At 53.9% G+C, this 16,124-nt stretch carries 11 protein-coding genes; 8 read left to right on the top strand and 3 right to left on the bottom strand.

The features are described 5' to 3' along the window. Positions 1 to 73: 73 nt before the first annotated feature. The gene (locus ACYAC5_RS12790; RefSeq protein ID WP_277973802.1) at positions 74 to 2,638 is read right to left on the bottom strand and encodes a diguanylate cyclase; all 2,565 of its coding nucleotides are present in this window, start codon (positions 2,636 to 2,638) and stop codon (positions 74 to 76) included. Between the two features lie 161 nt (positions 2,639 to 2,799). Beyond that, the gene (locus ACYAC5_RS12785; protein ID WP_101763357.1) at positions 2,800 to 3,411 is read right to left on the bottom strand and encodes a phosphatase PAP2 family protein; all 612 of its coding nucleotides are present in this window, start codon (positions 3,409 to 3,411) and stop codon (positions 2,800 to 2,802) included. Positions 3,412 to 3,641: 230 nt separating this feature from the next. Here ACYAC5_RS12785 and udk point away from each other — a divergent pair, with 230 nt between their 5' ends. The 3 genes from udk to asmA all read left to right on the top strand — a co-directional run bounded on the left by udk (position 3,642) and on the right by asmA (position 6,810). Continuing rightward, positions 3,642 to 4,280, top strand: a complete 639-nt coding sequence (udk, locus tag ACYAC5_RS12780; RefSeq protein ID WP_008104883.1) for a uridine kinase — start codon at positions 3,642 to 3,644, stop codon at positions 4,278 to 4,280. Between the two features lie 72 nt (positions 4,281 to 4,352). Further along, a complete protein-coding gene (gene dcd, locus ACYAC5_RS12775; RefSeq protein ID WP_007888946.1) occupies positions 4,353 to 4,934 on the top strand; it encodes a dCTP deaminase in 582 nt (193 codons plus the stop codon). Positions 4,935 to 5,010: 76 nt separating this feature from the next. After that, positions 5,011 to 6,810, top strand: coding sequence for an outer membrane assembly protein AsmA (asmA, locus tag ACYAC5_RS12770; RefSeq protein ID WP_137386123.1), 1,800 nt, complete (start codon positions 5,011 to 5,013; stop codon positions 6,808 to 6,810). 176 nt (positions 6,811 to 6,986) lie between these two features. Here the strand turns inward: asmA and ACYAC5_RS12765 are convergent, their stop codons facing one another. After that, complete coding sequence (locus ACYAC5_RS12765; protein ID WP_462061863.1) at positions 6,987 to 8,543, bottom strand: TerC family protein; 1,557 nt, start codon at positions 8,541 to 8,543, stop codon at positions 6,987 to 6,989. 786 nt (positions 8,544 to 9,329) lie between these two features. On the opposite strand from ACYAC5_RS12765, the gene wbaP reads away from it, so the two are divergent. From wbaP to ACYAC5_RS12740, 5 genes are all read left to right on the top strand, one after another. After that, positions 9,330 to 10,763 carry an undecaprenyl-phosphate galactose phosphotransferase WbaP gene (gene wbaP / locus ACYAC5_RS12760; protein ID WP_101763360.1) on the top strand — a complete coding sequence of 478 codons (1,434 nt, stop codon included), beginning with the start codon at positions 9,330 to 9,332 and terminating at the stop codon, positions 10,761 to 10,763. Positions 10,764 to 11,036: 273 nt separating this feature from the next. Further along, entirely contained in the window at positions 11,037 to 12,167 is a 1,131-nt protein-coding gene (locus tag ACYAC5_RS12755; RefSeq protein ID WP_101763361.1) for a polysaccharide export protein, read from the top strand. A gap of 9 nt (positions 12,168 to 12,176) precedes the next feature. Further along, complete coding sequence (locus tag ACYAC5_RS12750; protein WP_101763362.1) at positions 12,177 to 12,611, top strand: arsenate reductase/protein-tyrosine-phosphatase family protein; 435 nt, start codon at positions 12,177 to 12,179, stop codon at positions 12,609 to 12,611. A 12-nt stretch (positions 12,612 to 12,623) separates the two neighbouring features. Further along, the gene (gene wzc / locus ACYAC5_RS12745) at positions 12,624 to 14,801 is read left to right on the top strand and encodes a tyrosine-protein kinase Wzc (protein WP_137386121.1); all 2,178 of its coding nucleotides are present in this window, start codon (positions 12,624 to 12,626) and stop codon (positions 14,799 to 14,801) included. A gap of 181 nt (positions 14,802 to 14,982) precedes the next feature. Beyond that, a complete protein-coding gene (locus ACYAC5_RS12740; RefSeq protein ID WP_101763364.1) occupies positions 14,983 to 16,119 on the top strand; it encodes an EpsG family protein in 1,137 nt (378 codons plus the stop codon). Positions 16,120 to 16,124: the final 5 nt, after the last annotated feature.

Here is a 16,124-nt window from a genome sequence, read left to right as displayed (position 1 = left end):
ATCCCCCATGCCGGAAAAAAGGGGGCGACTTTAGCGCAGCCAGCACGGGCTGGCAATGGGCAGACGTGGCAGATTACATCTGCACTTCCTGATAAACGTGATACTGACCACGGCCCGCGTGTTTTGCGCTGTAACAGGCGACATCGGCCTGTGACATCACCACATTGCTGATGCAGTTACGTTGATCAATTTGCGTGATGCCGGCACTCGCGCCGACGTGATAAGTCTGCTCCTGCCACATAAAGCGATATTCGCTCACGGCGGTGACGATACGCTGCACCACGTCGCGCACCTGATCCACTTCGCAATTCGGCATTAGCACGCCAAATTCGTCGCCGCCCAAACGCGCCAGCATATCGCTGCTGCGCAGATGATGCGGCATCAGCTCTGCCAGTTCGCGCAGCAGCGCATCACCGGCGGCATGCCCGGCGGTATCGTTCACCGCCTTGAATTTATCCAGATCGATAAATACCAAGACGTGATGGGTGTGGTTGGCCGCCGCATCGTTCACCAACTGCTTCAAACGCTGCTCGAAGCTGTGGCGATTTGGCAGGCGCGTCAGCATATCGTGTGAAGCGCTGTAGCTCAGGCGCTTCATCACCTTGCGCGATTCACTGACGTCCTGAATAACCATCACCGCGCCGATGCTGGCGCCGGTCAGGGTTTTCAGCGGCGTGATGCTGTAGTGGATCTCCACGCGCGTGCCGTCTGGTGTATGCAGCACCAGCTCTTCATCGAGTTCGGGAGAGATTTTTTCGTCCGGCAGCTGGCACAACAGCAAATTATCGACGCGCGGGCCGCTCGCGCCGCGCGTGATGTTAAGCAGTTCGGTAATGGGTACGCCTGCGGCTTTTTCCTGTGGCCAGCCGCTCAGCGTTTCGGCCACCGGATTCATAAAGGTGACGCGCATTTCATCATCGGTACTGATCACCGCTTCACCGATGGAATCGAGGGTGATCGCCATGCGCTCTTTTTCCTGGAACAGCGCTTCATTCAGCGCGCGCAGCGGCGTGATGTCCTGACAGATGCCGAGCATACGTTCAATCTGACCATCCTGACTCAGAATGCGGTTGGCCTCAGAGCGCACGTAGCGCGGGCCTTCCGGTAAATTAATCCGGTATTCCAGCTGGAAAGCGCTGCGGCGTTCGATGGCCTGCTGCACCGCAAGCGTGGCGGTTTCCCGCTCGGCCGGATCAAGCAGATGCACCCACAGATCGTAGGTGGGCGTCTGGTGCGGACTTAAGCCAAATAGCTCATACATGCGCTTGTCCCACAACATCTCGCCGGTCAGCAGATTCCACTCCCAGACGCCAATGCCGCCAGCTTCATTGGCCAGCGTGATGCGCTCCATCAAGCGTCGATTAATCTGCTCACTCTGCTTCAATTCGGAGATATCGATAATCTGCGCGATGAAGTAGTGCGGCTGTTGCGCGGCGTCGCGCACCATCGATACCGTCAGGCGCGCCCAGACGATTTCGCCATCCTTGCGGAAATAGCGCTTCTCCATGGTGTAGGTCATGATTTCACCCGCCACCAATCGCTCCAGCTGCTGTAAATCGTTGTTGAGATCGTCGGGATGGGTGATTTGCTGGAAGGTGAGCTTTTTCAGCTCATCGGCCGGGAAACCCAGCGTCTGGCACAGCGAATGATTGACCTGCTGCCAACCGCCATTCGGCGAAACCAGCGCCATGCCAATCGCGGAGTATTCCATAGCGTTACGGAAGCGGGTTTCACTCTCGCTGATATGATGCTTCTCGCGCTGGAAGGCATCCATCACCAGCGCCATCACGTGGCTCGGCAGCAGCACCAACAGAAATGGCAGCCATGTGCTGACCTGGCCGAGCAGCATGCCGTTTTGCGCCAGGTTGACCCAGTTAAAGGCCAGCAGAATCGAGATGAAACTGGCGTTGAGGAAGAACAGCAGAAACGCTTCGAACTTGGGTAGCCGCACCGAGCACCAAAAAAGAATCACCACAATAAAAGTGAAGGGCCACGGCAGAAAACGCAGCGACAAATAGCTGGCGAGCAGCGTGACAAGCAGCGTCAGGCCGGTTTCCAACTGACGGCCTGGCGTCAAAATCTGGCGCAGCGGTTTATTTGGCCACAGCAATAACACCGGGCCAAACGCCAGCACGCCGATCACCTCAGAAATCACCCACGTCGAGAAGAAGGGCAGTGACGCATTGCTGCCCACATGCAGCATCCACAATGCCACGACGCCACCTAACAGCGGCGCAATCAGGCCGGCGCACAGGGCAAAGCGCACCCAGTCGAGTAAAGAATTGAGCGGGGCGCGGCGATCGAGCAGCGCGCGCAGCATCACGCCGCCCAGAATCGCCTGCACCATATTTAAGATGGCGAACTTAATGTTGCTGAGCGCGGGGCCAATAATGATCAGATTGGCTAACGCGGTACCCAGTACGCAGGCAAGCAGCAGCAAGGGAACGTGTTTGGAGTGGGCGCGAAACACGATCACCGTCATCAGCGCGGTGGAGTACCAAAGCGGCGAAATACGGCCACTGACAACAATCAGTTCCAGGCAAAATAGCGTCAGTAGAAAAGTGAGCCCGCCAATGAACAAGGCATTGAGCCAGGTTCGCTGTGGCCTTTCCTGTGAAGTTAGTATCTCGAGGGTCATGCAAGAATCCAGCAGCGCGCACCTGATTCACGATGGAAAATGCGCCAATCAATCACTATTTTGCATGCTAGCACATCTGTTTGAGATGTCTGCGGGGAATTCGACTTTAGTCGTTATTCACTGAATTGATTGGCCCTTTGCGCGCAAAGGGCCAAACGGGATTAGCGAAAAAGATCGGCGCGGGTAAACGGCTTTTCTAAGCCGGCAAGATTGGCAGAGAAGCGTTCGAGGAACTGTTGCGTGGTGGCGACGCGGCCGTGGCTCAGCAGCAACAGCGGCACCAGCAGCGCGACGCCAATCTGCGGCAGGCTAAAGCCCTTTAGTGAAGTGCGGCGCTGCGTCAGCAGGAATGCGGTGCTAAGCGTAAAGCCGAGCATCAGGCCCGCCAGCACTTCGCTTTTGGAATGCGCGTGGATGACCAGGCGCGACAGGCCAACCATCAGCGGGATCAGATAGCCGATGCCAATGGTAAACAGGCGCCAGCGCGGCGACCAGCGGCCGGAGATCAGCCACATCATCACCGGCCAGAGCGTGGCCGACATCGCGCTGTGGCCGCTGAAGCCGGTAAAGTTGAATCGGGCGCTACCAATGCCAAAGCCGAGAAACAGGATTTTCGAGACGCTCACCACCAGGCCAGCCAGACCAAACGCCAGCACCCAATACCAGACGGTTTGGCGGTTGTCGCTTTTCCATGGCAAGACCAGCGCGATGATCACCGCGGTCGGGATCAGCAACATGCTGTCGCCAAAATAGGTCAGGGTTTTCCAGCTCATACTTTTCCTTGCGGCTATATTCGGAGTGCCAACGCCGGCTGCAGTGTTGGCAGATCAACAGTGTATCGATTAAGCGTCTGGCTGCAAAAGGGGATATTCTGAAAAGCCGTTGGCCCATTTCTCTGGCATCAACCCGGTGAAATACCTATAATTGCCGCCAACTAACCCTCTCATTCGGCCCGTTGCAGCTTCGGCTTAGGCAGGCTCCAGTTATCAGGTCTTAAAAAAGTATGACTGACAAGTCTCATCAGTGCGTGATCGTTGGCATCGCAGGTGCATCCGCATCCGGAAAAAGTCTTATCGCCAGCACGCTCTATCGTGAAATCCGTGACCAGGTCGGTGACGAGCATATCGGTGTGATCCCCGAAGATGCCTACTATAAAGATCAGAGCCACCTCACCATGGAAGAGAGGGTCAAAACCAACTATGACCATCCGAGTGCGATGGATCATGATCTGTTGTTGCAGCACCTGCGCGCGCTTAAAGCTGGTCAGGAAATTGAGTTGCCGGTTTACAGCTATGTTGAGCACACCCGCACCAGCGACTGTATTCATCTCAAATCGAAAAAAGTCATCATTCTCGAAGGCATCTTGCTGTTAACCGATGCGCGCTTGCGTCAGGAGATGAATTTCTCCATCTTCGTCGATACACCGCTGGATATCTGTTTGATGCGCCGCATGAAGCGCGATGTGAATGAGCGCGGTCGCTCCATGGATTCGGTGATGAGCCAGTATCAGAAGACCGTGCGTCCGATGTTCCTGCAATTTATTGAACCTTCCAAGCAGTACGCTGACATCATTGTGCCGCGCGGCGGAAAAAACCGTATCGCCATTGATATCCTCAAGGCCAAGATTAATCAGTATCTTTGACGACATGGCGTCCGCCCCGGCGTGACGCGCTGTCGTAGCCATTCGCTACACTTAATTCATGGAGTACCTGCGATGAGATTATGCGATCGCGATATTGAAGCCTGGCTGGACAACGGAAAGTTGGCGATTGAGCCGCGCCCGCCAGTGGAACGCATCAACGGCGCCACGGTGGATGTGCGCCTCGGCAATCAGTTCCGCACTTTTAGCGGTCATACGGCGGCGTTTATTGATTTGAGTGGTCCAAAGCATGAAGTCAGTGCCGCACTGGACCGTGTGATGAGCGACGAGATTGTGCTGCCGGAAGGCGAAGCCTTTTTCCTGCATCCTGGCGAGCTGGCGCTGGCGGTGACGCTGGAATCGGTCACCATTCCTGACGATCTGGTCGGCTGGCTGGATGGCCGCTCGTCGCTGGCACGCCTGGGTTTAATGGTGCACGTCACGGCGCACCGTATCGATCCGGGCTGGCAAGGCCGCATCGTGCTGGAGTTCTATAATTCAGGCAAACTGCCGCTGGCGCTGCGTCCAGGTATGTTAATTGGTGCATTGAGCTTTGAGCCGCTGTCGGGCCCAGCTGCGCGACCGTATAACCGTCGCGAAGATGCCAAATATCGTGGTCAGCAGGGCGCGGATGCCAGCCGCATCGACAAAGACTGACTATCAGTAAGTGGCCGGGGTGAGCGAGTGCAGCCAACGCTGCTGCAACGTGAAGTATGAAGGCAATGAGGATGTGATGAGAAGAGTGATAACAACGCTGGCCATCCTGTTAGTGGTGGTGGTAGCGGGCATGACGGCATTGGTGTTGCTGGTCAATCCCAACGACTTTCGCACCTACATGGTAAAGCAGGTAGAACAGCGCAGTGGTTATCAGCTTCAGGTAGGCGGCGATCTGCGCTGGCACGTCTGGCCGCAGCTTAGCATTCTCGCCGGACGCATGAGTCTGACCGCGCCGGGTGCGACGCAGCCGATGGTCACCGCCGATAATATGCGCCTGGATGTCCATCTCTGGCCGCTGTTGTCGCATCAGCTGAGCGTCAGCCAGGTGATGCTGAAAAACGCCATCATCCGCGTCACGCCAGACAGCGCCGCACAAAAGCCGAGCGGCGCGCCAGTAGGCCCGGGTGATGCCGAGCCAGTGAGCAGCAGCGATAACGGCTGGTCATTCACGATTGGCAAACTGCGTCTTGCCGACAGCCTGCTGATTTGGCAGCAGCCCGGCGGCGACGAATATAATTTCCGCGACCTCAATCTCAACCTCGATCAGGATGCCAGCAAGCAGGCCAGCATCAATCTGGCTACCCGGATTTCGCGTAATCAGCGCAATGTTAGCGTCAATCTCAAAGGGCAGATGAATGTGGCTCAATATCCACATCGTCTGGTCGGACAGCTGGATGAGTTGAATTACGCCATCGACGGCGCCAATCTGCCGACGCAGGGCATCAAAGGCACCTTGAGCGGTCAGGGCGAATGGAACGGTGACAATCAGCGTTTCTCCCTACAGAAGATGCAGCTCACCGCCAATGACAGCGCACTGGATGGCAGCGCCGAGGGGCGTCTGGCGCTGCCGCAGCAGCTTAATCTGGCGCTACACGCCACCCGTTTAGACATCGACGCGTTGATGGCGAATGCACCGGTGACGGATAGCAGCGCGCCGCAGCGAGCCAATGTGGTGAGCACGCCAGTGATTGCTGAACCGCGAATGCGTGATAACAGCAACTCGCCGCTGAATCAGCTGGATTTGACGCTCAATCTCACCGCCGATAGCAGCGTGTGGCGCGGCCTGACGCTGACCAACTTGCAGATCGATGCCAGCAATCAGCAAGGTTTGATGACGCTAAGTAAGCTGCAAGGCAAATTTGGCGAAGGCCATTTCTCCGTTCCTGGTTCGGTGGATATCCGCAAACCGGTGACGCAAGTGGCATTCCAGCCTGAGCTGGATAACATTGCCATTGCGCCGCTGCTGAAAGCATTAGAACTGCCAGAAACGCTGCAAGGCACGGTTTCACTGCAAGGCGATGTGAGCGGCGCTGGATTGAGCATTGAAGAGGCAAAACGTAACTGGCAGGGCAGTGCGGATCTGGAAGCCACTAATTTGCAGCTTTCGCAGCTGAATCTGCAGCAGATGGTGCGCCGTGCGGTGGCGCGCGTCAGTAATCGTGTCACCAACGATCAACCCGACGATCAGGGCATTCAGCAGTTGAGTGGGCGCGTGAGTCTCAAGCAAGGCATCTTCAGCCTGCCGGATCTGCAGGGCGGCAACAGTCGTCTGGCGGTGCAGACCAAAGGCAATGTCGATATGGTTAAACAGCAGCTCGACGTCACCATTAATATGATGCTGCGCGGCTGGCAGGGCGACGATAAATTAGCCGCGCTGCTGAATCAGCAAACTATTCCGCTGCGCATGTACGGCGGCTGGAATAATCTGCAGTACTCGTTGCCGGTGGATGATGTGGTGCGTCAGCAACTGCAAAGCGAAGCGAAGTCGCGGCTCAATCAGTGGCTGGATCGCCAACAACCGGCGAAGCAGCCGTAGGGGCGCCATTTATGGCGCAATGCCGCTCAGTTAAGCGCCGTCTCAAATCACCGCACATTCCGTAGCGGCGCGATTTATCGCGCAAAGAATTGCGCCGCTACAATGTGTGCTCTCAATAATTATGGTTTTCATGTTTTAACTGACGAGCATTACGCCATTTATGGCGACCGGGTTAATTACGGTGCTATCGGCACTATTTCCACTTTCTGCACGCGGTGATTTTCTACCTGCAACGTTCGCAGCAGATAATCACCGATCTGTAACTCTTCGCCTTCCTGCGGCACATGTTGCAGGCTGTCCATCAGTAATCCCGCCAGCGTGTGGTAATTGCGCTTTTCATCAAGTGGCAGCTGCACGTAGACGGCTAAATCCTCTAACGGCATATGACCATTCGCCACCCAACCGCCGTCGGGCAGCACTTGAATATCATAGCGCGCATCGATTTTTTCCCCTTCATTCGGCAGATTGCCGGCGATGGTTTCCATCAGGTCGCTCAGCGTGACCACGCCTTCCACCGAACCAAACTCATCCACCACAAAGGCGAAGTGGGTGCGCGCGTTGCGGAACTGTTCCAGCGCCTGTAATAAGGTGACGCGCTCAGGAAAGATCAACGGCTGGCGAATCAGCGAGCGTAAATCCAGTGATTTGCTGTGCAACGACTGATGCAGGAGATCAATCACGTGCACCACACCGAGCGGGTCGCGGCCCTGTTCGGTCACCAGAATACGCGTGTGTTGATTGCGATCGAGCTTCGCCATAATCTCCGCCGGATCTTCGGTGAGGTCGATATGCTCGACGTCGTGGCGCGACGTCATGATGCTATTAATCTGGCGCTGACCCAGCTCCAGTACGCGCGCAATCATGCGCCGTTCCTGACGGTTAAATAGTGCGCCTTCTTCGCTATCGCTTACCAGTGACGCGGTATCGGCGTCCAGTTCCGCACGCTGCGCCTCGCCGCGCAGAATGCGCAAAACGGCTTCTGACGTGCGCTGACGCAGTGGACGGCCGGCAGTGAGAAAGCGGCGGCGATTGAACATCGCCAACTGATTGAGTATCTCAATGACGATAGAGAAACCAATCGCCGCGTAAAGATACCCTTTCGGAATAATGAAGCCTAACCCCTCGGCCACCAGGCTGAAGCCGATCATGAGCAGGAAGCTCAGACAGAGAATCACGATGGTTGGATGGCCGTTAACGAAACGCGTCAGTGGCTTACTCGCCAGCAGCATCAGCAGAATCGCCACCGTTACAGCCGCCATCATCACCGGCAGCTCGTTGACCATGCCAACGGCGGTAATCACCGAGTCCAGCGAGAAGATGGCGTCCAGCACCACTATTTGCGCCACCACCGGCCAGAATTTAGCACCGTTCTTATTTTGACCAGTTTCCTCGTCAGCGCCTTCCAGGCGACTGTTTAACTCGGTGGTGGCCTTATAAAGAAGAAAGAAACCACCGCACAGCAGCAGCAGATCGCGGGCGCTGAAGTCGTGGTGCAACAGAGTAAACAGCGGTTGTGTCAGGGTTACCAGCCAGGAAAGTGAGGCGAGCAGCACTAAACGCGACACCAGCGCGAGAAGCAGGCCGATAATGCGCGCACGGTCGCGTTCCTTCGGCGGCAGCTTTTCGACGAGGATGGCAATGAAAACGAGGTTATCAATGCCCAACACCAGCTCCAGAACGATTAGCGTTACTAATCCTGCCCAGAGCGACGGATCAATGATCCACTCCAACATGTGTTAATCACCTTAATGTCTGTGTTATGCGCTTAATCTGATGATAGTGAAACGGCGTTAAGCCTGTAAATAGCCGCTGACTCGGTCAATTGGCGGGTCAGCTACGAGAGAAGAATATCGCTGATTGCCGATTTGCACCGATAAGATGAAAGTATGGATAAAGATTGCACCTGAATGAAAGAGACAATTATTTTTTTTCAGCAGATAACCACGTGCATTTTTAATGCAGTCTATTGCGTGGTTGAGTATCGAATTAATCTGAATTTTGCAGGGGAATGGCCTGAAAGGGCTGGCATCAATACTTATCGCTGGTAGTCTTTTTCCTAAAATAGTGCAGGGAACACGGGGCCTACTTGTAAACAAGCCAGTAATAACTAGTATAGCAACGTGTTAGTAAATGTCTGCGCCAAAGTTGTTTATAGCGTGCTCCTTAGCCTCTTAATGTTGCGAACTGTGATCGCACGCGGACCACGGCCAGTAATTAGCGCAAAAATGCCGCATAAAACAAGTTGTAATTAGGATGAAAGCGGTATTGGCAGCGACAGCCAAGGGCGGTAGCGTGTCTGAAGCGCCTTTCTCTTGGTTTAATGGTCTGCCACTGTGGTAAGGGAAGTCGGACTAATCTGTTGGTATTAATCACAATTCTCTTGCTTACTATTGTGAGAATTGATTTGGCCTCAGAGAATTTACCGCAGATTGCCTCAACAAATGCAGTGAATATTTCGCTCATTTATCAGACAGCGTTGAGGCATTAGGGATTAAAGAAATAATATAAAAGAGTTAACTATGCGCGATAACGAAATTACATATAAAAGTCTTCTGACAAAAATTTTACTGGCGTGCTCGGATTTAATTTGTTTCAACGCAGCATTATTTATTGCGATGGCATTGATTAATTCGTTTACCCATTCTCCACTGGCAGATATATCTGAAAAATACCTGCATTTAAAAATTGCTACGCACATTGCGCTTTCCGTTATTTGCGTGGGCTGGTTCTGGGTTCGCCTGCGTCATTATACCTATCGCAAGCCATTCTGGTTCGAGCTCAAAGAGATCTTTCGTACCATTCTTATTTTCTCTGTCATCGATTTGTCAATTTCAGCCCTTTCACAGTGGCAAATGTCGCGCTTTGTCTGGGTAGCGACCTGGGTTCTGGCGTTGATTATGATTCCTTTAGCGCGCGCCATCTCTAAGCGTGTGCTGAATCATTATGGCATGTGGAAGAAGCAAACCATCATCATCGGCAGCAGCCGCAATGCCCAGGAAGCCTGGCAGGCGCTGCAGAGCGAAGAGGTGATGGGCTTCGATGTTATCGCCTTCTTCGATGTCGATAAGAGCAGCCCACAGGCCAGCATCTCAGGCGTGCCTGTGCTGCATAATGAACAAGAGTTGTGGCAGCTGACCAACAGCGAAACCCAATTCATCGTGGCGGTTGAGTTCGAACAGAGCCAGCACCGCGACCACTGGCTGAAAACCCTGGCGATGCACAATTGCCGCTCGGTTTCTGTTATTCCAACACTGCGCGGTGTACCGCTGTACGGCACCGACATGGCTTACATCTTTAGCCATGAAGTGATGATTCTGCGTGTGAATAACAATCTGGCCAAGCGCACGTCACGTTTCCTTAAGCGTGCATTCGATATCGTCGGCGCGCTGAGCATTATCCTCGCGCTGTCCCCGGCGTTGCTGGTCCTTGGATTTATGGTTGGCCGCGATGGCGGACCACCGATTTACGGTCATGAACGTGTGGGCTTAGGCGGCCGTAAGTTCAAATGCCTGAAATTCCGCTCAATGGTGATTAACTCGAAAGAGGTGCTGGAAGAGGTACTGCGTACCGATCCTGTTGCCCGCGCCGAGTGGGATAAAGATTTCAAACTGAAGAACGATCCGCGCATCACCAAAGTCGGCCATTTCATCCGTAAAACCAGTCTGGATGAGCTGCCGCAGCTGTGGAACGTGGTACGTGGCGATATGAGCCTGGTGGGGCCGCGCCCGGTGATTGAAGATGAGCTCTGCCGTTATGCCGGTGATGTCGATTATTACCTGATGGCGAAACCAGGCATGACGGGATTGTGGCAGGTTAGCGGTCGTAACGACGTTGACTATGAAACACGCGTCTATTTCGACTCGTGGTATGTCAAGAACTGGTCGCTGTGGAATGACATCGCGATTCTGTTTAAGACGGTTGGCGTAGTGCTGAAACGCGACGGCGCCTATTGATAGACAGCGAAGCCGGGGAGGGCATGAAGCTTCCCGGTTGAAAACTGCGGGTGCTGGGTGTGTCGTTATTAGACAGCTGCACTGATTGAGTCTGTATAACCATTTTAATTGATGTCGTCTTTAGACTCGGTGACAACATAAAACCAAGGGAGCGCATAATAATGACCCACAGTTTCAGTGTTTAACCCGTCACATTCCATTTTTGTAAGACGCTACACAGCGGGCGATTTCGCCTCTATCAATCAATAACTGATAGCGAAGAATCAGATGATAATGAAAATTAAATTGATACCTTTACTGGTATCCGCGACTTTTCTCTCCGGATGCACCATTGAGCCGGGTTCTCACCTTTCCACCAGTGGAAAAGATGTCATAGAGCAACAGGATAGCAACTATGACATCGACAAATATGTCAACGTCTTCCCGCTGACGCCGCGTCTGGTTGAACAGATGCGTCCGAAGCCGTTAGTCGCGCAGGCTAACCCGATGCTGCAAAATGAAATTCAGAGCTACGAATACCGTATCGGTGTCGGCGACGTGCTTAACGTCACCGTCTGGGATCACCCAGAGTTGACCACACCTGCCGGTCAGTACCGTAGCGCCAGCGACACCGGTAACTGGGTACAGGCAGATGGCACCATTTTCTACCCGTACATCGGTAAAGTGCGCGTAGCAGGCCGAACGGTTACCGAGATCCGCAGCGAAGTGGCGCGTCGTCTGGCGCAATACATCGAAAGTCCGCAGGTTGACGTTAACGTCGCCTCGTTCCGTTCGCAGAAAGCGTACGTGACCGGTTCGGTCACCACCTCCGGACAACAGGCGATCACTAACGTGCCGCTGACCGTGCTGGATGCCGTCAACGCCGCCGGCGGTTTAGCGGCTGACGCTGACTGGCGCAACGTGGTGCTGACGCACAACGGCAAAGAACAACGTCTCTCGTTGCAGGCGCTGATGCAAAACGGCGACCTGAGCCAAAACCATCTGCTCTATCCGGGCGACATCCTTTACGTGCCACGTAACGACGATCTCAAAGTCTTCGTGATGGGTGAAGTGAAGCAGCAGTCAACGCTGAAGATGGACCGCAGCGGCATGACGCTGGCCGAAGCACTGGGCAATTCGCAGGGTATGGATCAGACCACCTCTGATGCTACCGGCGTGTTCGTGATTCGTCCGATTCGCGGCGCCAACCGCACCAAGATCGCCAACATCTACCAGTTGAATACCAAAGATGCGGCATCGATGGTGATGGGCACCGAATTCCAACTGGAGCCGTACGACATCGTCTATGTCACCGCGACACCAATCACCCGTTGGAACCGTGTGATTTCGGGCCTGCTGCCGACCATCGTAGGTATTGACGATGCCAGCTCCTCGGCCCTTCGTTTCCGTAACTGGTCGAACTAAGGGTTCGCCATGATTAAGTCCGTGTTAGTCGTCTGCGTCGGCAATATCTGCCGCTCCCCCACCGGGGAGCGTCTGTTCAAACGCGCGCTACCAAACATCAGGATTGCCTCCGCAGGGCTCAGCGCGCTGCAAGGCTATCCGGCGGACCAGAAAGCCCTGGCTGTGGCCGCCGAACACGGCGTGTCGCTGGAAGGGCATCAGGCTCAGCAGTTAACGGCCAGCATGTGCCGTGACTATGACCTGATTCTGGTAATGGAAAAGCGTCACATTGAACAGGTGAATCGCATCGATCCAGCCGCACGCGGAAAGACCATGCTGCTTGGCCACTGGCTCAATCAGCAGGAAATTGCGGATCCGTACAAAAAAAGTCGCGAGGCCTTTGAAGAGGTCTACGGGTTACTGGAAAACGCTACCCAGAAATGGGTCAACGTATTAAGCCGATAGTTGGGAATATCCATGAATATCAAAAACAAGGTTATGACCGCGCCAAAGGAAGATTCGAATGGATGGGATCTGGCGCATCTTGTGGGACAGCTGATTGATCATCGCTGGATCATTGTTGCCGTTACCGCCTTCTTCATGCTGGTAGCCACGCTCTACACACTGTTTGCTACACCAATCTACAGCGCGGATGCGTTAGTCCAGGTTGAACAGAAGAATGCCAGCTCAGTACTGAATGAGTTAGACAGCATTCTGCCGCCAACGCCGGCGTCCGATACCGAGATTCAGATTCTGGAATCGCGCATGGTTATCGGTAAAACCGTTGACGATCTGGGTCTGGACACCGTTGTCACCCAGAACTATTTCCCGGTAATTGGTAAAGGTCTGTCGCGTTTGATGGGTAACAAGCCATCAACTGTCGCCATCTCCCGCCTGGAAATTCCACGCACCATCGATAAGCGTACTGTTGAACTGGAAGTGACCGGTCCTGACTCGTATACCGTGTCAGCGGACGGTGATGAACTGTTCAAAGGTAAAGTCGGTCAGCTGGAAACGCACGGTGATGTGACCATGCTGGTAAGCGGCATCAATGCCGATGAAGGCACCAGCTTCAGCGTTACCAAACTGAACGAGCTGCAGGCGATTAACTCCGTACTGGCCAACCTGACCGTTGCGGATAAAGGCAAAGACACGGGCGTGCTGGGTCTGGAGTATCTGGGTGAAGATCCAGAGCAGATCAGCAAAGTGCTGAACCAAATCGTCAATAACTACCTGCTGCAGAACGTTGAACGTAAATCTGAGCAAGCGGAAAAGAGCCTGGAATTCCTGCGCAACCAGCTGCCGCAAGTGCGTGGCAAACTGGATGATGCCGAAGACAAGCTGAATACCTTCCGTCGCCAGAACGAGTCGGTTGACCTTTCGCTGGAAGCGAAATCGGCGCTGGATTCTTCTGTCAGCGTGCAGAGCCAGTTGAACGAACTGACCTTCCGTGAAGCCGAAGTGTCTCAGCTGTTTACTAAAGATCACCCAACCTACCGCGCGTTGCTGGAAAAACGCAAAACGCTGGAAGGTGAGCAGGCGCAGCTGAATAAAAAGATTTCTCAGATGCCACAAACGCAGCAAGAGATCTTGCGTTTGACGCGTGATGTGCAGTCTGGTCAGGAAATCTACATGCAGTTGCTGAACCGTCAGCAAGAGCTGGGTATCAGTAAAGCCAGCACCGTGGGTGATGTACGCATCATCGATGGCGCAGCAACCGGCAACAGCCCGGTGGCACCGAAGAAACTGCTGATCATCGCGGCGAGCGTGATTCTGGGTCTGATGGTTTCTGTTGGTCTGGTGCTGTTGAAAGCGCTGCTGCATCACGGCATCGAAAATCCAGAGCAGCTGGAAGAGCTGGGCATGAACGTCTATGCCAGCGTACCGCTGTCAGAATGGCAACGTAAGAAAGATACCGAAGCACTGGCGCGTCGTGGCAACAAGGTGAAAACCGATCCCCACGAAACGCTGCTGGCGCTGGGCAATCCAACTGATTTGTCAATCGAAGCGATTCGTAGCCTGCGTACCAGCCTGCACTTCGCGATGATGGAAGCGAAAAACAACATCCTGATGATCACCGGCGCCAGCCCAGGTATTGGTAAAACCTTTATCTGTGCCAACCTGGCAACGCTGGTCGCCAAAGCGGGCCAACGTGTGCTGTTCATCGATGGTGATATGCGTCGCGGTTACACCCACGAACTGCTGTCAGCCGATAACAAATCCGGTCTGTCTAACGTGTTGTCAGGCAAAACCGAGTTCAGCCCGGCGCTGATTCAGAAAGGCCCGTACGGTTTTGACTTCCTGCCACGCGGTCAGGTGCCACCAAACCCATCTGAACTGCTGATGCATCGTCGCATGGGTGAGCTGCTGGATTGGGCGAGCAAGAACTACGACCTGGTGTTGATTGATACGCCTCCGATTCTGGCGGTCACCGATGCGTCCATCATCGGTAAGCTGGCCGGTACGTCGCTGATGGTGGCGCGTTTCGAAACCAACACGCCGAAAGAACTGGATGTCAGCTTCAAGCGCTTTGCCCAGAACGGTATTGAGATTAAAGGTGTGATCCTCAACGCCGTGGTGCGTAAAGCCGCCAACTCTTATGGTTACGGTTACGACTATTACGACTACGAGTATGGCAAACCGACCAAAAGTTAATTTGCCCGTCATTCACAGTTAATGATGAGGGTAATCCGGTGAAGAAAGGGGCGGGTTGACCGCCCCTTTTGATCGCACCGTTTGAATGACGACACGCAACGATTTACACAGGTGATTCTCTCTATAACGCCATTAAAAGCCACCGCTGGCACGAGAACTTGTGGAATTAAGGAATCACACCATGGCTCCATATTGGTATTTATCAGGGTTTTTGCTGTTGCTTGCGCTGGTCGAAATCCTGTTGAAGAAAGACGAACGCACCACCCATATTCTGACTTACCTGCTGTGCATCGCCACGGTCACGCTGATTATTTTTGCCGGTATTCGCGGTCTCGGTACCGGGATGGACGACTATCAATATCGCAGCTTCTTTGCCGACTTCGTCCGCCGTATTGAGGTCAACGGTTTTGCCAACACCGTCGCCTTCTTCCGTTATGAACCGCTGATTTTTGCTATCGCGTGGATCACCAGCCTGTTTTCACACAATGCCAGCGTGTTCCTGTTTGTGTTCAGTATTCTGGCAGTTTCAACCAACGCCATCTTCTTCAAAAAGATGTCACCGTATCCGGTGTTGGCATTGGCGCTTTACTCGGCGCATATCTTTATCAACAAAGACGTAAACCAGATTCGTTTTGGCCTGAGCTCGGCGCTGTTCCTTGGCGTGATCTGGACTATTTACCTCAAGCAATACTGGTGGGCGTTTGCCTTCTTTATTCTGTCCTTCCTCAGCCACAACACCGCAGTAATGGTGGTGACCATCATTCCGTTCCTGTTCATTCGGGAATCGCGCTGGTGGCCGGTGGCCATCATTATATTCAGTGTGCCACTTTCGGTGGTGGGCGGGACCGGCTTTATTGCCTTGATCGCCGGACATCTGGGATCGATGGGCGAGAGGGCCGCAGGCTACAGTAATGAAGCCTCGAATGCCGGTGACGGCAGCGTGGTGTCAGTGTCCAACCTGAAAAACATCATGCTGGTGTTTATCTTTGTCTACTTCATGCTGAGCAACCAGCTTAAGCGCGAACAGTACAACGTGTGGAAGCTGAACTACCTGTTGATTCTCACTTTTGCCATCGGCGGCGGTATCAGGATCTTCTTCTACAACTACTCATCGGGTGCGCGCCTGTCGAACTACCTGCTGCAGGTCGAACCGATTATTTTGACATCGCTAATCTTCCAGTCAAAACGCGTACTGAAACCCGCGATGTTTGCGATGTTCGCTTTCTTCCTTGTTTATTACCTCTACTACAACACGATCTCACTGAAGCAGGCCGTTGTGGGCTATGAAGTTGCTCGTGAATTCAAATTGTTTCATTAACCGAT

Source organism: Pantoea sp. y20 (assembly GCF_054903455.1).
This window is presented reverse-complemented; position numbering and strand designations above follow the sequence as displayed.